The organism is Bacillus sp. FSL K6-3431, assembly GCF_038002605.1.
In the GTDB taxonomy this organism is placed as follows: Bacteria; Bacillota; Bacilli; order Bacillales; family Bacillaceae_C; genus Lederbergia.
In genome coordinates this window covers 5,105,496-5,126,224 of the sequence record NZ_JBBOCT010000001.1, presented here as the reverse complement: position 1 = coordinate 5,126,224, position 20,729 = coordinate 5,105,496, and the positions used below count along the sequence as shown (strand labels likewise).

General features: G+C 36.5%; 18 protein-coding genes and 1 riboswitch. Of the genes, 3 read left to right on the top strand and 15 right to left on the bottom strand.

Translation table 11 applies throughout. The features are described 5' to 3' along the window. Positions 1-89: 89 nt before the first annotated feature. The 4 genes from MHB53_RS24405 to MHB53_RS24390 form a co-directional block, all read right to left on the bottom strand. Positions 90-1,022, bottom strand: coding sequence for a S66 peptidase family protein (locus MHB53_RS24405; RefSeq protein WP_340923562.1), 933 nt, complete (start codon positions 1,020-1,022; stop codon positions 90-92). 117 nt (positions 1,023-1,139) lie between these two features. Beyond that, positions 1,140-2,210 carry an NAD(P)-dependent alcohol dehydrogenase gene (locus MHB53_RS24400; protein ID WP_340923559.1) on the bottom strand — a complete coding sequence of 357 codons (1,071 nt, stop codon included), beginning with the start codon at positions 2,208-2,210 and terminating at the stop codon, positions 1,140-1,142. A 183-nt stretch (positions 2,211-2,393) separates the two neighbouring features. After that, entirely contained in the window at positions 2,394-3,677 is a 1,284-nt protein-coding gene (locus MHB53_RS24395; RefSeq protein ID WP_340924971.1) for a metallophosphoesterase, read from the bottom strand. Between the two features lie 401 nt (positions 3,678-4,078). Continuing rightward, entirely contained in the window at positions 4,079-5,251 is a 1,173-nt protein-coding gene (locus MHB53_RS24390; protein WP_340923556.1) for an MFS transporter, read from the bottom strand. 422 nt (positions 5,252-5,673) lie between these two features. Here MHB53_RS24390 and MHB53_RS24385 point away from each other — a divergent pair, with 422 nt between their 5' ends. Together MHB53_RS24385 and MHB53_RS24380 are read left to right on the top strand one after the other, a co-directional pair. Beyond that, positions 5,674-6,609 carry a hypothetical protein gene (locus MHB53_RS24385; protein ID WP_340923553.1) on the top strand — a complete coding sequence of 312 codons (936 nt, stop codon included), beginning with the start codon at positions 5,674-5,676 and terminating at the stop codon, positions 6,607-6,609. A 69-nt stretch (positions 6,610-6,678) separates the two neighbouring features. Then, positions 6,679-8,385: a transglutaminase domain-containing protein gene (locus MHB53_RS24380; protein WP_340923551.1), complete on the top strand. Its 1,707-nt coding sequence runs from the start codon at positions 6,679-6,681 to the stop codon at positions 8,383-8,385. A 151-nt stretch (positions 8,386-8,536) separates the two neighbouring features. Here the strand turns inward: MHB53_RS24380 and MHB53_RS24375 are convergent, their stop codons facing one another. The 7 genes from MHB53_RS24375 to MHB53_RS24345 all read right to left on the bottom strand — a co-directional run bounded on the left by MHB53_RS24375 (position 8,537) and on the right by MHB53_RS24345 (position 14,767). Beyond that, on the bottom strand, positions 8,537-8,692 hold the full coding sequence (locus MHB53_RS24375; RefSeq protein WP_340923549.1) for a hypothetical protein: 156 nt from the start codon (positions 8,690-8,692) through the stop codon (positions 8,537-8,539). Between the two features lie 194 nt (positions 8,693-8,886). Then, entirely contained in the window at positions 8,887-10,197 is a 1,311-nt protein-coding gene (locus MHB53_RS24370; protein ID WP_340923546.1) for a DUF5068 domain-containing protein, read from the bottom strand. A gap of 382 nt (positions 10,198-10,579) precedes the next feature. Continuing rightward, the gene (locus MHB53_RS24365; protein WP_340923543.1) at positions 10,580-10,804 is read right to left on the bottom strand and encodes a helix-turn-helix domain-containing protein; all 225 of its coding nucleotides are present in this window, start codon (positions 10,802-10,804) and stop codon (positions 10,580-10,582) included. 149 nt (positions 10,805-10,953) lie between these two features. Then, complete coding sequence (locus MHB53_RS24360; protein ID WP_340923541.1) at positions 10,954-11,397, bottom strand: acyl-CoA thioesterase; 444 nt, start codon at positions 11,395-11,397, stop codon at positions 10,954-10,956. Between the two features lie 151 nt (positions 11,398-11,548). Beyond that, the gene (sdhB, locus tag MHB53_RS24355; protein ID WP_340923540.1) at positions 11,549-12,316 is read right to left on the bottom strand and encodes a succinate dehydrogenase iron-sulfur subunit; all 768 of its coding nucleotides are present in this window, start codon (positions 12,314-12,316) and stop codon (positions 11,549-11,551) included. 2 nt (positions 12,317-12,318) lie between these two features. Next, entirely contained in the window at positions 12,319-14,079 is a 1,761-nt protein-coding gene (gene sdhA, locus MHB53_RS24350; RefSeq protein WP_340923539.1) for a succinate dehydrogenase flavoprotein subunit, read from the bottom strand. 58 nt (positions 14,080-14,137) lie between these two features. Further along, a complete protein-coding gene (locus MHB53_RS24345; protein WP_340923538.1) occupies positions 14,138-14,767 on the bottom strand; it encodes a succinate dehydrogenase cytochrome b558 subunit in 630 nt (209 codons plus the stop codon). A 271-nt stretch (positions 14,768-15,038) separates the two neighbouring features. On the opposite strand from MHB53_RS24345, the gene MHB53_RS24340 reads away from it, so the two are divergent. After that, positions 15,039-15,500 (top strand): YslB family protein, encoded by a 462-nt coding sequence (locus tag MHB53_RS24340; protein WP_445661480.1) that lies wholly within the window; start codon positions 15,039-15,041, stop codon positions 15,498-15,500. 144 nt (positions 15,501-15,644) lie between these two features. On the opposite strand, the gene MHB53_RS24335 is transcribed toward MHB53_RS24340, so the two are convergent. The 4 genes from MHB53_RS24335 to MHB53_RS24320 form a co-directional block, all read right to left on the bottom strand. Further along, a complete protein-coding gene (locus tag MHB53_RS24335; RefSeq protein ID WP_340923535.1) occupies positions 15,645-16,877 on the bottom strand; it encodes an aspartate kinase in 1,233 nt (410 codons plus the stop codon). A 97-nt stretch (positions 16,878-16,974) separates the two neighbouring features. Beyond that, a riboswitch (Lysine riboswitch) is annotated at positions 16,975-17,160 on the bottom strand. A gap of 44 nt (positions 17,161-17,204) precedes the next feature. Further along, entirely contained in the window at positions 17,205-18,977 is a 1,773-nt protein-coding gene (gene uvrC, locus MHB53_RS24330; RefSeq protein WP_340923532.1) for an excinuclease ABC subunit UvrC, read from the bottom strand. A gap of 196 nt (positions 18,978-19,173) precedes the next feature. Beyond that, positions 19,174-19,488 carry a thioredoxin gene (gene trxA, locus MHB53_RS24325; protein WP_340923530.1) on the bottom strand — a complete coding sequence of 105 codons (315 nt, stop codon included), beginning with the start codon at positions 19,486-19,488 and terminating at the stop codon, positions 19,174-19,176. Positions 19,489-19,610: 122 nt separating this feature from the next. Beyond that, a complete protein-coding gene (locus MHB53_RS24320; protein WP_340923527.1) occupies positions 19,611-20,591 on the bottom strand; it encodes an electron transfer flavoprotein subunit alpha/FixB family protein in 981 nt (326 codons plus the stop codon). Between the last annotated feature and the right edge of the window lie 138 nt (positions 20,592-20,729).

Below are 20,729 nucleotides of genomic sequence, written 5' to 3'. Positions count from 1 at the left end.
TTTGTTGATCAGAGGAAATAAACTCCAATTAACATATGGTAAATTACCTACTTATACGACAACAACACTAGCTTAAGACATCTCAGACTTTACTGTGGTGACAGACTGACTGTTGTTTCAAGCACTGTTAAAGTATTATTTACGGTATCCAGATTAACCGTAGCACCAATAGGAATAGCCGCTTTATAGACACCATGTGCGGTAGTAACATTGGTCATCAGTGGTTTTTCAAGCGGCACGATGAAGTCATTTATCAACTCTTCATAGGATACTCCATAAGAAATTGGACATTCCGTACATTGTCCCATAACAATTCCAATACAATCTTGAAATTTACCCGCCAGTTTAAGTGCTTCCATATACCGATAGACAGTATTAATCGGCTCATGAGTATCTTCGAGAATCAGGATTCTGTTTTTCGTATCAATTTCATAAGGGGTTCCCAGTGTGTCTACAAATGATGTAAGGTTTCCACCAACAATCTGTCCAGTCACATTACCAGGAACTCTGCTAACCTGAGGTATCCCCGAAGGATTTTGGATTTGCCTGGGAGAAGTTAATGTTGATGTTGCTGCAAAAAACTGATCATAATTGTATGACGGCGTATTCATGGTAAAATCAATTAACAACAAACTATGGAACGTAATTAAATTTGCATACTGTGACAGCACATTCAATAATACCGTAATGTCACTGTACCCGGATAATATCTTCGGGTGACTTTGAATAAAGGAATAGTCCAGATAAGGAAGTATCCCTGCGACGCCAACCCCTCCCCTGGAAGGTAGTATCATTTTCACCCGGTCATTATCGAACATATTCATTAAATCAAAGGCACGCTGCTCATTCGTACCAGCTAGAAAACCATTTTCTGCATAAACATATTGCCCCAACTCAACCTGGAATCCTAAATTCAGCAATATTTCAATTCTATTATTAATGGTGCTTGCAGCCAGCGGGCTCCCCAAAGTGACAATGCCGATCGTATCACCTGGCTGCAGAATAGGCGGTTTTATTGCCATTGTGTACACCTCCCGAATATAAAATAGATATCAATCCTACACTATATTCGTAGGTGAGAGATTCAGTTACACACTGGATTGTTGATCATATAGCACATCAGCATACTAAGGATCGCATTACCTTCTTGTCATATCTTCCTGGTTCGGATAAATCATCACTTTGATGCTTTTATCCTTCTCAGTCAAGGCTACGTCTATCGCTTTTTGTATGTCATCTAATGAGTACCGATCAGTAATCACTTTCTCTAAATCTACTGTAGGATGGCCTAAACTATTGATAGCATCTGAATATGTATTGACATATCGAAATACACCTACCATATCGAGCTCCGCATCAATCATCCAAGTCATGTCCATTGGAATACTATCAGCTATCGGTAAACCAACATACACAATCCTACCTCCACGCTTTACCAACTTGATCGTTTCACTTATAGCGTGGGCATTTCCAGAAGTTTCAATCAGCACATCCAATCCTTTCTCACCACTCAATTCCTCTAACTGATCCTGAACGAATCCTTTAGATGGATCGATTACACCCTTAGCTCCCATCTGCATAGCGAGCTCTCTTCTAAAACCGACCACATCACTTCCGTATATTTCTGTTACACCAAACATTTTAGCGGCTTCAATAGTTAACAATCCTATTGGTCCCAAACCAGTAATGATTAAACGATCTCCAGGACCTACTTTTCCTCTTCTCATTGCATGAAAGCCAACAGACAAAGGTTCAATTAGTGCCCCCTCTTCATAACTTACATGATCTGGAAGTTTAAATAAGAAATCGCTTCTAACTGTGACATATTCTGCCCAAGCTCCATCAAATGGCGGTGTAGCCATAAATTCTACTTCATCACAAAGATTATATCGACCAGATCGGCAATATTCACATTGCCCACAAGGAATTCCTGGTTCAACTGCAACCCGATCCCCTACTTTTAAGTCTGTAACTTCAGATCCAACTTTCACCACTGTTCCAGATACTTCATGCCCTAAAATGATTGGCTTTTCTACCACATACCGCCCAATTCTTCCATGTTCATAATAATGCAAATCCGATCCACATATACCAATACAATGAACTTTTAATAATGCCTCATTACTTTTGGGCTCTGGAATAGTAATTTCTTTTATTTCAATTGATTGGGGCTTATTAAGCACTGCTGCTTTCATCAGTAGTTTGTTCATTAGTTTTCCTCCTGAATTACTCCTTATTTTGTATACATTAATAAGACTAAAAATTCTTTTATTACTATAGTTTTCCTATAATAATTGATGGTTTAATCTATACTAGCGAATTTTTCGACTTCATTATGTACTTAAAACTACTTTCTTTTCTTCATCATTGCTTAAATGATTGGAAATCTCCATTTACTTCTTGATGTTTGACGGAACGCTCGTATTCCCTGTTTTAAAAGTCTCTTTAATAGACGATGATTTATTACCATAACAATCAACAGCAGTAACTTCCACCTTATAATTTGTTCGAGGTTTTAGACCTTCTAGGGGTATTCTCAACTTATCAGGAATTGGTGAAAACATATAATCAGAAAATACTTTTAAACTGTTTACTATAGAGCCAGTACTTTCTTTTTGTACCTTCACCTCATAATGATGGACCACTTGGTCATCTTTAACTTGTAAAAGGACTAATTTAGGAACGGCATTTAGATTTTCAATTTTAAGTTGTCTATTTCCTCTAAATGGAGTAGTTATTTTATTTCTATCTACGAGTGTATACTTGAAATTGCATCTTATTTCTCCATTGGCTTTCCCTTTCAAATCAATCACCCACTTTTCCCCCGCAAGTACACCCGCGCTAATGAATGGTGGTTGAGGTTCTGCAGACCATTTTCCGTCTATATAAATATCACCGTGATCTGCATTTAACGAGACTCTGTCTACCTCTACCCGGTTCTTGAAAACTTCTATAAACAAGGCTTGAGATACAGGGAATTCAAATCTATCAGCTAATCCTGCATCGGTGATAGATTTGTATCCTTGCTCACACTCTATATAGGACATAGAGCCCAGATTAAGAGAAGTAAAATCTTTCTGATAGATCGAACGACCATCATTTATATTATAATGCGAATGACCAGAAAGAGTGATAACTTGCGGATAATCTTGGAGATCAGTATATAAATTTGGATTGGAAGATTGTTGACCGTCCATTACAGTCTCAGAAATCGGTTGATGCACGTTTACAAAAATAGGTTTATTTCTGTTATTTGGATCTGATGTAATTCCGGCTAATCTACCACTCAACCAATTTCGTTGCTCCATATCTCCATTATAATTATTTCCATTTAGGAAAATGAAAGGATACCCCCCAATTTGTGTCTCATAGTATCCATTATTATGGCTCGTAAACCACCTAGCTGGGTAATGCTCTTGCAATTTTGCAACACTTGCATCGTGGTTACCAATTGCTAGCTGTATTTTTGTATTTGTCATACTTTTTCTTGATAAATTATATTGAAGTATTTCTTTTACAATTTTATGATCATCCGGTTTATCAAAACCATTGTCGTTGATCATATCTCCTACTATTAATATGGCGTCAGGTTGCGGAAAGATCGACGCGATTGTGTCAAAAAAACTTTCGAATCTTGCATCACATTTTTTATGTGATCCTACATGTATATCTGACATTGCAACAAACTGAAGTATAGGTTTTTCTATCGGCTTTGAAGTAATAATGTTTTCCTCTCCTTTAATACAATAAAACACACGAAATAGTATCTTTTAATATATTTTTGTGGTAATTTCCATTGTATTTTATTTACTTCATTTTAAATTACTTCTAAACTTCTGTCAGTATTTTCGAATTAATTGAATCAAAAGAATACACTTTTGGATCATAACTCTTTACTTCCTTTACTACATTATTCCTGACTTCACTAAACTTTCTAGTCTATACCAATAGGATGACTAAGTTACCTTTAAATTAAGGTTAGATATCACTTTCATAAAAAAGCAGCAAAACCGGTAAACAGCGTTATTCATGTATAGTTAAAATACTAGCACTCTACCATGTGCTCTTCCAATATATATCAATTACCCAATTTATGCTTTAAATTACTATTTGGCATCCACTTGTAACATAAAATAGCACCAATGAAACTTAGACAGCCAATCATGATAAAACCGCTTGAGAGACTAGCATACTCTCCGATCCATCCCGCGATAAATGGACCACCGAACATTCCAAGTGAATATAATGCTTGGAAAAAGCCCATAGCTGAAGCCCTTCTTTCTTCGCTTACAGATTGAATGGCAAGCCCCATCAATACTGGCATCATCAATCCTTGAGCAAATCCATTAAATGCCTGTGTAATTACTAGCAAGGTAAAGCTATTTGTAAAAGGTAGAATGATCGTACATATCGCAGCAGCTAAAAATCCAAGCAAAATAGTTTGTCTTTCACCTAATCTTCGGACAAAAAAACTTCCGCTCATATATCCAGCTATCGCATTTGGCAAAGTAGATAATAAAGTTAAGATGCTTAAATCAGCATTGGATGCTCCTAAGGTCACCGCATGTAGCGGTGTAAAGCCAAACATGGTTGTAAATGTGATACACTGCACGATAATAGCTAGTAATGAAACAGATAATAATAACTTTTCCCCACCCATTTTTATAAGATCTTTCACTTCAACAGGTTTCTTTTTAACTTCTGCGGGCTGCTCAACGAGTTTCAATGCAAGAATTAAACCAATTAAACCAACCAAAGCTCCCATATAAAACGGGGCACTCCAACTAATATATTCAGCTAAGAATCCACCAATTGTCGTTGCGGCCATCTGCCCCATACTTGTGTAAAAACTAATAATTCCCATCGCTTTTGGTGCCTCATCTGGATCAAAATAGCTTGCGAATAAAACAGTAAAAGCCACCCAACTTGCTGCAGCAACTCCAGCAAGTGAGCGAAAACCAAAAATCACCCAAACGTTTGAAGTCAATGCTAGACCTAAACTACTTAATACTGCACATGCGATCCCAGCAATAATAAACAGCTTGCGCTTACCAATCCGATCCGACCAAATCCCCAACGGTATTCGAACAAGAAGCTGAGTAAATCCATAGCTTCCAACTACGAGACCAATCATAAAAATAGATCCACCAAGATGTTCTACATATGGAGAAAGTATTGGCACATATGTATACATCGAAAACCAATACATCATTGTTACTACATAAAATAATATCTTTCCAGATGATTTCATGGACGCCTCCTTAACATTCAGTACTTTACCGGTTACTATAAAAAATCACCTACAATCGATTACACCTTCATTTCCTATAATTTAGATAATCTATAATACTATTCGACAATAAATATACTTTCCCTGTATGGTAAATCAAACATTCGACCTCATTAACATATCTATAATAAGGTATCAATTTTTTATCCAATATAAATGCCTTCTTATAATTTGAATGAATGAAAAAAGGCAAGGATAACTTTATCATATGTTTATCTAGGTTTTCCGCCTATTATGCATCAATTTTCTTATAACAGATCCTTATTTAGAATAAATAAATATGCCACATATACTTGTTGTAGAAACTAGTTTCATAGTCATCTGCTATGATAAGTTAAAAAGCAAATGTACTAATTTAATTCTAAAACATTTTTGAAAGAGGATTGATAACAATAAAAAACTATATGAAGTGTAGCATCCTTGTTTTATTACTTTTTTGTTTGTCAGGTTGTGTTTCTAAAGAAGGTAAGAAGTTTATCGAAAATCCTGAAACACAAACACAGGCTAAATATTTAGTAGAAAAAACACTTATGGATAATGGTGTCCAAGTAACAGCAAATTCTGATAATGTATTTTATAAACCGATAGGAAAAGGAGGTGAACTTGAAGATAAAATTATCGTTAATTATAAAACGAAGAGTAAACCGATATATAGCAATAGAGCCATCGTTCAAGTTGATTTAGACAGTAAACCGAGAAAACTAAAAAAAGTTGTTAAGAATGGAATTATTAGCAAATACGATTATGACTTATACGATCATTTGATCGGGCATGTCTTTCCTTTTGCATACCGTACATCTCTTTCAAAGATCAGGACATTTGATGATTTTCCAGCTTTACACTTTGAAGAACATTCATCTGTTAATGACGGTATAGGATTATACGTTCGCATTGATCTGGATAAAGAAAAGCTTAACGAATCTAAAATGAATGCGCTATTTACATATTATATGAATAATGACCTTGAGAATCCCAGCGAAGTACTAGCAAAAAAAATAATCGATGAACTGATGATTCTTAATGTTGGAGAAGAAGGCAAATTAACTTTGCCTAAAATAAGTATCCATTATTCATACAATGGCGTATTTAGTAATGACAAAATGGATGCGCTTTTGGATAATCTACTTTTAATTGATGGACTTCCTCTTGCAATATATTCTATTTCTATAGATGCGGAAGATTTTGAAGTTGAGAGTAAGAAAAATCGCAAAAAATATAACGCTGATGTATATGGTACTTTGCACCCGAAATTTAACGGTTATTTAAAAATAGATGAAAACAATCGGTTAAAAAATACGATTAATATTTTTAACTACTAACCAACTGCATACAATAATTAATAGTATCTTAAAATCACAATCTATTGGACCACATACAGGAGGTTAAATATGTCTATAAGAAGATCATCTCGACTTATTTTAATAATTATTAGTTTGTTTCTATTTGTAGCATGTACAAAAGATTCAGCAACAACAAAGATTAATGAACAATCCGAGGAACAAAAACAAGAAAATCAATATGAACTTGTAGCAAAAGAAAAAAATGCTGAATTAGAGCTTGAGCCTCTTTCATTAACTACCTATGGTGAGGAAATTGGTGCCGCGGTAAAAAAGCCAACATATCAAAAGTTTGCTATCAATGAGTCAATGTCTATAGAAGGTAGTATAGAGCAGTATCAGCAACTGAAAGAAAGCTATGTTTGGATAAAAATTCAATTCATTGGAGATGCCACTACTAATAACTCACTCGAATATTATGCGCCAATAGAAGATGGGAAATTCAAACAAAAGACGACGCTTTTCAATGGGGTAGGAGAATACAGAGTAACCATACTCCTACCTAGTAAAGATAAAGAAAATTATTATCATGATATAGCAAACTTTCAAGTTATCAACGTAAATCCAACTGTACATCGCGATATTACGTATAGCCCTTTTGCTCAAGATGCTGAACTCAAGATTCAAGCCCCAAGTAGTGGCTATATAAAAGGAAATGAAGTTTTTTCTTTAAAAGGGGAAAGCAACCTGATAGAAGAAAACAATGAAATAATGATTGAACTCAACAAAGACACGGAAACTTGGAAACATGTGATACCTGTGATAGATGGAAAGTTCGCTTACGATATCCCTCTGTTTTATGGCAAAGGCGTTCATCGATTAAAAGTATATGTACCTGACAAGAAAAAAAGCAATTATTACCAGGAAGCAACCACTCTTTATATAGAGAACGAATCAGGCCTTATTACTGAACCCGTTACCTATTTTACAGAATATGATGAAAGAGGTGTCACGCTTGATTCACCTTCATTCGGAGGGGATGAAACAGATCTTTCTTATAAAATAAAAGGAACTATCGATAAGAATGCGCCATACGCGAAAGATACGACCCATCTTTACATTTCAACCAAAAAGGATGGCGATGAAGCGCTGGATGTTATTCCTATCCACGACTATTCATTCGACGCCGCATTCTACTTGCGTTTCGGTCCAGGTAAGTATGAGGTAGTTGTCAGTGTTCCAGAAATAATGGAAGAAAACAGCAGTCATTTTAAATTTTTCGGCGTCGCTAAATTCAATGTTGAAAATACAGCAACTGCGGATAGTCGAGATCTATTACCCTCAAGAGGAGTGCAATCAGATTCACCGAAAATCATTGCAATCGCGAATGAACTTTCAAAAGATAAGAAAACAGATAGAGAAGTAGCGAAGGCAGTTTATGAGTATACAGCCAAAACAATTTCCTATGATGTAAAAAAATTAAAAAATGATGAGTTTGACTGGGATGATAGTGCATTGAAAGTACTCGATTTAAAAACTGGTGTTTGCCAAGATTATTCCTATCTCGCTATCGCACTGCTCCGTGCCAGTGGCAAGGAAGCAAGATTCGTAACTGGCCATGCGGGCTCTGGATTCAACCGAGCTCGCCACGCCTGGGTAGAAGTAAAAGTAGACGGCGAGTGGCTTATAATGGATCCAACATGGGGCTCTGGATATGTCGACAAAGACATGTTTGTAGCAAAATACACGGAAGATTATTTTGATCCTGATGAAGCGGAATTCAGTAAGACTCATTTCCGATCTACAGTAGAATATTAGTTTTACTTTATACACTGACGACTGATGAAATCATGTGGATTAATTTAGTTTACGCACCTGAAAGAATACTTGTATTCTTTTTCAGGTGCTTTTTAAAAGTGTTCAAAAATTCACGTTTCAATACATACTAACGAATAAGCCATTTTCCCATTTACTTATATATATCATCTGCGTTTTTGAAGCGAAGTTTTTCAGAAAGAATCATGTCTTCTTCACTTTTATCATTATGTGGTTTTCCTTGCAGATCCGCTTCAACTTTATGGTCGTCATTTTCCTGTTTGTGATCACTTTTCCTATTCTCAGTCATATTCTATATTCCCCCAGTACATTTATCAATTCTGAACTATTTTCTCCAAATCTTTTTGTTGTATGCGCTTTATGATATCCACCTTTGCAAGGAAAATAAAAAGGAATCATTTAGAAAAAACAAATACCTTGAATACTGAGCTTTTAAAATGCTTAGTATTCAAGGTATTTTAGATGTCTTCATTTTTTATATTACTACTTTGGTAAAGTAAATGTAGCTTTTTTTCCTTTAGATATATCTTTTGCTTCTTGATTTTTTATTGGACCGATTTCAAACTCAAAAGCTTTATCTTTCCAAATTTTTTCATATTGTTCTTGATCTAATACGAATATTTGCAACAATTCACCTGATTCGCCATCTTTAATGAGGTCATCATAACGGAAGTTAAGTAACATCCCCTCATTAAGCAAGTATTGAGAGCCATCATTAACTGTTAATTTAGAACTCATTGACGACAACCCAATATCATCTGTTCCTTTATTATCTAAATTCATTTTAATAGTTAGTAAGACTAGCCCATTAGTAAAGGATGAAAAGCGTGGCGCTTCTTCCGAATTTGGAGTGAATTCTGTAAACTGATATCCTTCCAATTTAACATCAACATCTCCTAATTTTTCACTTTTATTGATTCCATTCTTTTCCTTTAGCATCTTCTTTGTTCCCATATCTTCCCTTGTAGCTCGATCTTGGTAAAAAGCTTGATTGTCTGCTACTTTTGCGGCGCCGGCTTCATTCAAGCTTAATGTAAATTTACCCTCTTTACCAAAATTAGAATTAACGTCACCTTTTTCAGCATGTGGTTTAGGGACTTCAACTACTACTGTTGACAAATCTAAAATTTTACCTAAATCGTCTTTGCCAAATGGATAAGCAAAATAGCCTGTTACTGATTCCCCTGCTTTTATTAAATAATCATTTGGAGGTGATAATTTTTCTGATAATTGATCTTCCTGTGGAAGTAGATATCTATAATTATTATATGCTTTTTGGGCACCAGTAAAGGACATATAGAAAGCAGGCATATAATATGCATCTTTATCTAGGTCACTTTTCACTGTGTATTTAGCAATAATGACACCGCCATCTGTTTGATCATTGAATGGAATATTAAAATCAGTGTGAAAGTCATTTAATTCTACTAATACATAAGAGTCCAAAGAAACTGATATCCCTTCCATAACATGTACTTGTGGTTGGGCATTTTCATAAAGAACTTTTGCCGTTCCTTCCGTTTCTTTTTCCATATATGTAATTAATCCTGAAAAGTCATTTGAGGAATTATCCCCTGTATTACTTTGTTCTTTGACTTCCTCTTCTGCCTCTTCTTTTTCTACTGCTACTTGGTCTGTCTCTTCTTCAGTTTTCTTTTTTTCCACCTCACTATTTTCTTCTGACTGGCTTGTAGATGCGTCTTTATTCGTTTCTTTGGTACTTTTACCACATGCACTAACGATTAATGCAGCTAACAGCATAGTGGTAAATAACATGAAAAACCTTTTTGTCATTTTGCAACCTCCGATTTTTTCAAACTCATATTAGATTAACATAATTTACTACCTTTGAAAATCAGCATAAAGATGCATAAAGATGCATCAAGACTCATTAAGTCCTCTCCAAAACTCATCTAAGTAGTTCTAAATTACCAGTATATTAGATTCATTAAATTTACATGTAATGTGTATTTTTGTTTATATATTATTATTGTAGAAAAATACGTTGATACAACCATGCAAGCTTTGCTCTATCTAGGAAGTTTAACATCACCTTCCGTGATTCCATCTAACCATATTTACAAGTTTGTTTCTTTCTGCTACACAAGTCTGATGTATTTCAATTATTTTTCAAACAAACAAACCGGCCCTCCAATTAGGACAGCCGGTTTTGCTTTTATAACTTTAATTCGCCCATGCGCAGCAATTCTACGACAGCTTGAGATCTTCCCTTGACTCCGAGCTTTTGCATGGCGTTTGATATATGATTTCGAACTGTCTTTTCACTTATAAACAGTTCTTTAGCAATATCTTTTGTTGTTTTATCTTGTACCAACAGTTCAAATACTTCTTTTTCTCTCTTTGTGAGCAGCGGTTTGTGAGTGTATTCATTCTCCTTCAACTATTGTAACCCTCCTTGCCTTCGCCAGCTTTAAACCGCGGGATGGGTATTTTGATTGTCACCTTATCATATGTGAATTGTTTTATGTAAGTGACATGATGAGGGGTACAATTAGTTAATTAGGCAAAAAAGTTAATTTTTTTTGATCATCATTGTAATTTTTCTTTCATTTCTCTCGTCCACGGCTCGCCCTTTCCGTTTTTTTTCGAATATTGGACCATTCTTCCACGCCCAGTAAAACAAACCGATCCGTCTTCCTTGACTCCCATATAATGAAGATCAACAGATGTTGTGCCTACTTTCATTGATTTCACGTATACTTTCAAGTTTTCTCCAAAATAAACTTGCATATGAAAATCACATTGTAGATCTGCTACAACAGGGATTGTATCATTATCGAGGTTTAACCAGTTATCCATAAAACCAAGGTGTTTGAAATACTCGATCCTTGCCTCTTCAAAATAAACAAACGGCACGGTATTATTCATATGACCAAACATATCAGTTTCAGAAAAGCGAACTTTTATTTCATGGAAAAATGTAAATTCACTTTTCCATGACGCCATATCTTTAATATATGTTATAAGCTTCAATTTCTTCACTCCTTATTAAATGAATGGTTACTCATTCTTTTAATATATCATATATCGCGCACGTCAAAAAGAGGATCTGCCTTAAAGGCAGATCCTCTTTTTCAACTAACTTCCAGTTTCCAAAAGAAAAATGTTTCTTTAGTCGAGAAGGTTAGTCCACCATATGATCGCTTCCGAAGAAGTTTTTAAACATTTGTATGTTTGTTGCACGGTTCATTGATGCGATTGAAGTTGTAAGTGGAATGCCTTTAGGACATACTTCCACACAGTTTTGTGAGTTTCCACAGTTAGAAATACCGCCATCACTCATTAATGCTTCTAAGCGTTCGTCTTTATTCATCGCACCCGTTGGGTGCGCATTATATAAACGAACAAGGGATAGGAATGCAGGTCCAATAAACTCAGATTGGCTATTTACATTTGGGCATGCTTCCAGACAAACGCCACATGTCATACATTTTGATAATTCATATGCCCATTGACGTTTTCTTTCTGGCATCCGTGGTCCTGGCCCAAGATCGTACGTTCCATCGATTGGAATCCATGCTTTGATGCGTTTTAAGGAATCAAACATTCTGCTTCTGTCGATTACAAGATCACGCACAACAGGGAATGTAGCCATCGGTGCAAGGCGAATAGGCTGTTCTAGTTTATCGACAAGCGCTGTGCAAGATTGACGTGGTTTTCCATTTATGTTCATCGAACACGCTCCACATACTTCCTCAAGACAGTTCATATCCCAATTAACCGGAGTAGTCTTTTTCCCTTCTGCATTGATCGGGTTACGACGAATTTCCATTAAAGCCGAAATTACATTCATGTTCGGACGATAGTCTAGTGTGAATGATTCATCATATGGCTGTGATTCAGGGTTATCTTGACGAGTTATGATAAAGGTAACTTTTTTATTTTCACTCATCCTTATTTCTCCTCTTTCTGTTTAGAATAGTCGCGTTTACGAGGCTTAATAAGGGATACATCCACATCTTCATAACTGAATTCTGGAGAATTCGTAACCGGATTATATGTCGCCATCGTTGTTTTCAAGAATTCTTCATCATTTCGCTCAGGATAATCTGGCTTGTAGTGAGCTCCACGACTCTCATTACGATTTAAAGCACCGATAGTGATGACACGCGCTAATTGAAGCATATGCCATAATTGTCTAGTGAACGTAGCCCCTTGGTTACTCCAGTTAGCTGTATCATTAATGTTAATATTTTTATAGCGCTCTATTAACTCAACAATTTTATCGTCTGTTTGTTGCAATTTATCATTATAACGAACAACAGTTACATTGTTTGTCATCCATTCGCCTAATTCTTTGTGAAGAACATACGCATTTTCGGTACCATCAAGTGACATGATGTCTGCCCATTTTTCTTGTTCTTTTTTAGCTGCATCGTCAAACAATGAAGATGGTAAGGCATCTGCACTTATCTCAAGACCATCAATATATTTAACAGCTTCAGGTCCAGCGACCATTCCGCCATAAATAGCTGAAAGTAGTGAGTTAGCACCTAAGCGATTCGCCCCATGTTGTGAATAATCACATTCTCCAGCGGCAAACAGTCCTGGAATACTCGTATGTTGATCAAAATCAACCCACAAACCACCCATTGAATAATGGACCGCAGGGAAAATCTTCATTGGAACTTTACGCGGGTCATCACCTGTAAATTTCTCATAGATTTCGATGATACCACCAAGTTTCACGTCAAGCTCATGTGGATCTTTATGAGATAGATCAAGATATACCATGTTTTCTCCGTTAATACCAAGCTTCATATTGACACAAACATCAAAAATTTCCCGTGTTGCAATGTCACGAGGTACAAGGTTACCATATGCTGGATATTTTTCCTCAAGGAAATACCATGGTTTTCCGTCTTTATAAGTCCAAACTCGTCCACCTTCACCACGTGCAGATTCACTCATTAAGCGAAGTTTATCATCTCCAGGAATGGCCGTTGGATGGATTTGGATAAACTCTCCGTTTGCATACGCTGCACCTTGTTGATATACGATGGATGCAGCTGCACCTGTATTGATAACTGAATTTGTTGATTTCCCAAAAATAATACCTGGTCCACCTGATGCCATAATAACGGCGTCTGCAGGGAACGATTTAATTTCCATAGACGTTAAATTTTGTGCAACAATTCCACGACAATTACCTTCATCATCTTTGATAATACCAAGGAATTCCCATCCCTCATATTTACTAACAAGACCTGCAACTTCATGGCGACGTACTTGCTCATCAAGTGCATATAAAAGTTGCTGTCCTGTGGTTGCACCTGCATATGCCGTTCTGTGATGCTGTGTTCCACCGAAACGACGGAAATCTAGCAATCCTTCAGGTGTTCTGTTAAACATAACACCCATACGGTCTAGCAAGTTAATAATTCCTGGTGCAGCATCGCACATTGCTTTAACTGGTGGTTGGTTTGCTAAAAAGTCTCCACCGTATACTGTATCGTCAAAATGGATGGAAGGAGAGTCTCCTTCACCCTTTGTATTTACAGCTCCGTTAATTCCGCCCTGCGCACAGACAGAATGGGATCGTTTCACAGGTACTAATGAAAAAAGGTCAACTTGTTTACCTTCTTCTGCGATTTTTATTGTAGCCATCAAGCCGGCTAATCCACCGCCGACCACGATGATTTTACCTTTGCTCATCGTGTGATTCACTCCTTTTTTTACCGATGTACTATCATTTGTTCAAATTATATCAATATTAGAAGAATAGATCTGGGTATACGAATGCAAATGCCGCACGGACACCAATAATTGAAATGATGACAAATACTCCAACCATTACCCAAGATGAAATACGTTGTGATTTAGGTGATTGCGTAATTCCCCATCTAACTAGGAATGACCAAAGACCATTTGATAGATGGAATGTAGCAGATAGAATACCGATTAAATATAAGATCAATACTAACGGGTTTGATAAAATATCTTCCATCATTTTAAAATTAACTTCTACACCAAAGAATGCCTTTTGAATACGAGTTTCCCATACATGCCATGCAATGAATGCCAATAAAAGCACGCCTGTATAACGTTGGATGGTAAACATCCAATTTCGAAAGTAACTTAGCTTGACTGGATTGTTTTTTGCAGTGAACGCGATATAAATTCCAAGAATTCCATGAAACAAAATTGGTATGTATATTACTGCAAATTCAAGGAAAATTACAAAAGGAAGATTTCCCATAAATGCCGAAGCATTATTAAATGCTTCTTCACCCTGCGTAGCAAAGTGATTAATGATTAAGTGCTGCACTACAAAAAGGCCCACCGGAATAACACCCAATAATGAGTGCAATCTGCGCCAATAAAATTCATTTTTCCCTGCCACAATTTCCCCCCCTTAATTGTTCAACCTCTATGCGGCAGTCAGTATAGAGTGAAAACCACTTAAATACCAAAACTGCATAAAGTATTTTTCATCAATTATGTGACATATCTATTCTACTCCTCACTATCAGAAGCGTCAAGGCAACGTTTACATATTTTATTATTGTTTTAATTACATTCTGAAAACTTTTCAGGTGGAATATTTATCACTTTTTTTTCTTTTCGCCCTGATTTTTGTATATAATAGGTGCATAAAGAAAGAGGGGAATTAATTGAAATCTTCCATAGAAAAAAAAGTTGCAACGCAAAATGATATAGATGAAAGCTATACTGTACCGATATTTGGCTATGAATTACTTCGGGATATTCTTATTCCTGATTTATTGGGCAAAGACACTCCTGAAATTACATATTGGTCAGGAAAACATTTGGCACGTAAGTTTCCTGTTCTTTCTAAAGAAGAAAGTGAATCTTTTTTTCAAGATGCTGGCTGGGGACAATTACGCCTGAGTAGCGAAAGTAAAAACGAAATGAAGTTTGAACTTAGTGGCGATATCGTGCAAAGAAGATTACAAATGTTAACCGATCCATCATTTCGTCTTGAAGCAGGCTTTATCGCTCAACAGGTACAAATCCAAAAACAAGTGATGACCGAAGCCTATGAAGAGATAGTTAAAAAGCAAAATATAGTTATCTTTACAGTTAGATGGGACCCAAAAGATCCGATTGAATAAGGTGTGCGTGTTCGAGAGGTAGCCGGTATCTGTACATGTTAGCGGGACTATACCATAATTAATTATATTTCCACTGTTGTAACAATTAACCAAAAGAGGTTGTCTCAAATTTTTATTCGAGACAACCTCTTTTACATTTGAGCTTTATTTTACTTCTTCCACTACCGCACCAAGATCGAACGCTTCATGTAATGTTTGCGCTGCAGAAGTCATTTTATCTTCTTCTACTACTGCTGATACTTTAATCTCCGATGTACTAACCATTTTAATTTGGATATTTTCATCTGCTAATACTTGGAACATATGAGCAGCAACACCAGGATTAGAGACCATACCCGAACCAACGATCGACACTTTCGCCAGACCTGCTTCATATTCAATACTTTCAAATCCAAGAGTCTCTTTTTGACTTTCAAGAATATCGACAGTAGCTTGGCGATCTTTATTTTTAATTGAAAAAGATAAATTTGTTTTATTTCCATCTATTTGACTTTGAATAATAATATCTACGTCTATTGCATTTTTAGCCAATACTGAAAAGATCGAAGACAAGCCTGTTATTTCATCTTTCAAACCAAAAATAGTCAGTCTTGTAATATCTTTCTCAAAAGCAACACCTCGAACGATTAAATTATTTTCCATGGATACTTCCTCCTTAATTACGGTTCCATCTTCATCTTCTGTGCTTGAACGTACTTCAAGCACTAGATTGTAATTTTTTGCAAATTCAACTGCACGCGGATGTAAAACGCCAGCTCCTAAATTAGCGAGTTCTAGCATTTCATCATATGAGACAACGGATAATTTACGAGCCTGGGATACATAGCGCGGGTCAGATGTATACACTCCTGTCACATCTGTACAAATAAGACAACGTTCAGCACCTAAAGCAGCTGCTAGAGCAACAGCAGTTGTATCTGATCCACCTCTACCCAGCGTTGTAATCTCTCCATCTTCTGTCACGCCTTGAAATCCTGCAGCAACAACTATTTTACCTTCTGCTAACTTTTCTTCGATAGGCTTTATTTTCACATCCACAATTCTTGCATTGGAATGAACTTGTTCTGTCACAATTCCAGCCTGCCAACCAGTGAAAGATACCGCAGGCATTCCCATTTCCGTAAGAGCCATAGATAAAAGCGAAATAGAAACCTGCTCTCCAGTAGTTAAAAGCATGTCCATTTCTCTATTGGCCGGGTTATCAGTAATCTGCCCTGCAAGATGTAGCAGTTGGTCTGTTGTTTTCCCCATTGCTGAAACAACCACTACCACTTCTTTTCCACTTTTCTTATAATTTGCAATTCGCTCCGCCGCTTGTTTAATTTTATCTGTGGTACTAAGCGATGAACCACCAAACTTGATAACAATTGTTCCCATTATCCTGCCCACTTTCTGAATGATATAAAAAAAGACAATGAGAGGTTAATCTCATTGCCTGTGAATCGCATAATTACACTCAATTCATTCACTAACATCATGAGATAGCCCTCCAAAACAGTATATATACTGTTTTGACAATCCTGCATTTCTTAAATCCAGGACCAGCGGAAAATAGTAAGGGTTTTTCTCCACTTCGGCAAACCATCCCTTTCAAAATCCTTCATTGAAGCCCGTACTTCTCTGGATCTTTACTCTTGAGGGTTGCACCTCTATCATTATTATTAATTTTCAATCATTATAGCATCTAGATTTAGAATTATCAACTTATTGTTCTAAGTTTTCCTTTAGTGCCTCCGCAATTTTAGTTGGCAAGCCCAGTTCTATAAAATCCTCTACCTCAGCTTCTTTCATTTTTTTCAATGAACCAAAATGGCGAAGTAGCTTTTTCTTTCTAACAGGTCCAATACCATCTATATCATCTAATGCTGACTGAAATGCTGACTTTCCTCGCAATTGCCTGTGGAAGGTAATTGCAAATCGATGGACTTCATCTTGAATTCTTTGTAATAAATAAAATTCCTGACTATTACGATCAAGTGGAATAATTTCAAGCGGATTACCAAATAGCAGCTGTGATGTACGATGCTTATCATCTTTTGCTAACCCGGCGACAGGAATATCTAAGCCAAGCTCGTCTTCGATAATTTCTTTTACCGTATCAATTTGACCTTTCCCACCATCAATCAGTATCAAATCAGGAAGCGGGAGTTTATCTCGTAACACTCTTGTATATCTTCTTCTTACAACTTCCCTCATTGACTCATAATCGTCAGGCCCTTTAACTGTTTTAATTTTGTATTTTCGGTATTCCTTTTTTTCTGGCTTCCCATTAATAAATACGACAAGGGCGGAAACGGGATTGGATCCTTGAATATTCGAGTTATCAAATGCCTCAATTCTATATGGAGTGTATATATCCATAGCATTTCCTAGTTTATCGATTGCATGGACAGTTCGCTCTTCATCACGTTCAATAAGAGAGAATTTCTCACCTAAAGAAATTTGTGCATTTTTACACGCTAGTTTAACTAATTCTTTTTTTTGACCCTTTTTTGGTTTTAGTACTTTAACTTGTAATAATTGTTCCGCTAACATTTCGTCAGCGGCTTCTGGTATTAATATCTCTTTCGGTTTAAAGTTTTCTGGAATGGAATAAAATTGCCCTAGATATGTGAGAAACTCTTCCGCTTTTTCACCATAAACAGGAAACAGTGACACCTCTCGCTCAATTAATTTTCCCTGTCGAATGAAAAATACCTGGACACACATCCACCCTTTATCCAACGCATATCCAAAAACATCTCGATCTGTAAAATCAGATGTCATCATTTTCTGTTTTTCCATCGTTGCCTCTATATGAGATATTTGATCACGATATTCTGATGCCCTTTCAAACTCGAGATTTTCAGAAGCCTCCAGCATCTTTTTCTGCAAATCCACTTTGATCGTCGAGTATCCACCATTTAGAAAACGAGTAATTTCATCCGTCATTTCTTTATATGTTTCTGTTTTCACTTCATATACACATGGAGCTAGACATTGTCCCAGATGATAATATAAACAAACTCGATCTGGTAGTGTCTGGCATTTCCTTAATGGATACAGCCGATCAAGCAGTTTTTTCGTTTCATTTGCTGAATGCGCATTCGGATATGGGCCAAAATATTTACCTTTATCTTTTTTTACTTTACGTGTAATAATTAGTTTTGGATGACGTTCATTCGTTAACTTTATATATGGATAGCTTTTATCATCTTTGAGCATGATATTGTATTTAGGATCATGCTTTTTAATCAAATTCATTTCTAAAATAAGTGCTTCAATATCTGAAGATGTAACGATATATTCAAAATCAACGATTTCACTAACAAGTCTCTGTGTTTTTGTATCATGTGAACCTGTAAAATAAGAACGTACCCGGTTTTTTAAAACTTTTGCCTTTCCAACATAAATAATCGTACCCTGCCGATCTTTCATTAAATAACAACCTGGTTGATCCGGCAAAATCTCTAATTTATGGCCGATTCTTTCATTCATAACCTCATCCCCTTGATAAGAAAAGCGAAAACGCTTGTTTTGCGACTATGTGGACATTGAACCTTGGCAAAATTCACCACGTCCTGAAGCGCCGGTGCCATTCTAAACATGGACATATTCTTTTTTATTGTATCATCTAATCCTTTTATTATTTAAAAAAATCCAGGCAATTTAGCCCGGATTTTAGATTCTTCTGTTACATATGTTTATTCAGTAACTCTGCAAGTTGATCTTTAGATTGAAAGCCAACTGCTTTGTCGACTTGCTCACCATCTTTAAAAACAACTAATGTTGGAATACTCATGATTCCATATTGACCTGCTGTTTCTTGGTTATCGTCAACATCTACTTTTACAATTTTTGCTTTTTCGCCCAATTCAGCGTCAAGTTCTTCAAGAACCGGTGCAATCATTTTACAAGGCCCACACCATGGAGCCCAAAAGTCTACTAATACGACACCTTCGCCAATTTCAGTAGCAAAGTCTAGGTCTGTTGCATGTATTATTGCCATTTAATTACCTCCTAAATATCAATCTGAAGCTAACGACAGTATATCATCAGGTGTGGAAACACGCTAATTATTTGCTTCATTTTTAATATACCCTATTAATAGCACATACTCAGTCTAATCTTTCAAGACGAAGCGGCTTTGATTTTGCGAAATTCTTCCGTTAACAAAGGAACAACTTCGAACAGATCAGCAACAATCCCATAATCTGCAACAGTGAATATTGATGCTTCAGGATCCTTGTTAATTGCCACAATTACTTTAGAGTTAGACATACCTGCTATATGCTGAATGGCACCGGAAATCCCACATGCAATGTATAGATCAGGCGTGACGACCTTCCCAGTTTGGCCTATTTGTAATGAGTAATCGCAATAATCTGCGTCACAAGCTCCACGTGATGCTCCAACAGCGCCACCGAGTACATCGGCTAGTGCTTGAAGAGGCTCGAAACCTTCTGCGCTTTTTACGCCACGCCCACCAGCGATGATCACTTTCGCTTCAGATAAATCCACACCTTCACTAGTCTTCCTTACAATGTCTTGAATAATTGTTCGTAAATCCTTGATATCAACTGATATGGATGCCACATCTCCGCTTCTTGAGTCATCTTTTCGCAGCGGTTCAATATTGTTTGGCCTAATTGTGATAAAAGTGGTACCTGCTAAAATTGCTTTCTTTTCAAAAGCTTTTCCCGAAAATATCGGTCTAATAAATACTAACTCTTCTCCATCTACTTCGATCGAAGTCACATCCGATATTAAACCACTATTTAATTTACTTGCAATTTTCGGTGATAAATCCTTTCCGAGTGCAGTGTGGCCAAATACGATGCCATCAGGTTTTTCTTGCTTTATGACAGCTAAAAATGCTTGAGAGAATCCATCTGAAGTATAATGTCCCAACTTTTCATTTTCTACAATGATCACGCGGTCTGCTCCGTAATGAATCATTTCTTCCGCGTTTGTTCGTGCTGAGTCACCGAGCAACACAGCTACCACTTCTCCATCACCAGCTATTTTTTTCCCCGCTGCAATTGCTTCAAAAGAGACATTTCTTAATGTTCCATCTCGCAATTCTCCCAATACAAGTAGTTTTTTCCCCATTTTATTACCTCCTATTCTTCCGAAAAAATTTGTTAAATTACGTGTTCAAAAAGGTGCCAAATTAGAAACAAGAAGTTCGAGGCGCGAGAAGGTTTTGAGGATCGGGCTTGCACACGATATGCTGACTTGTGTTGCTCA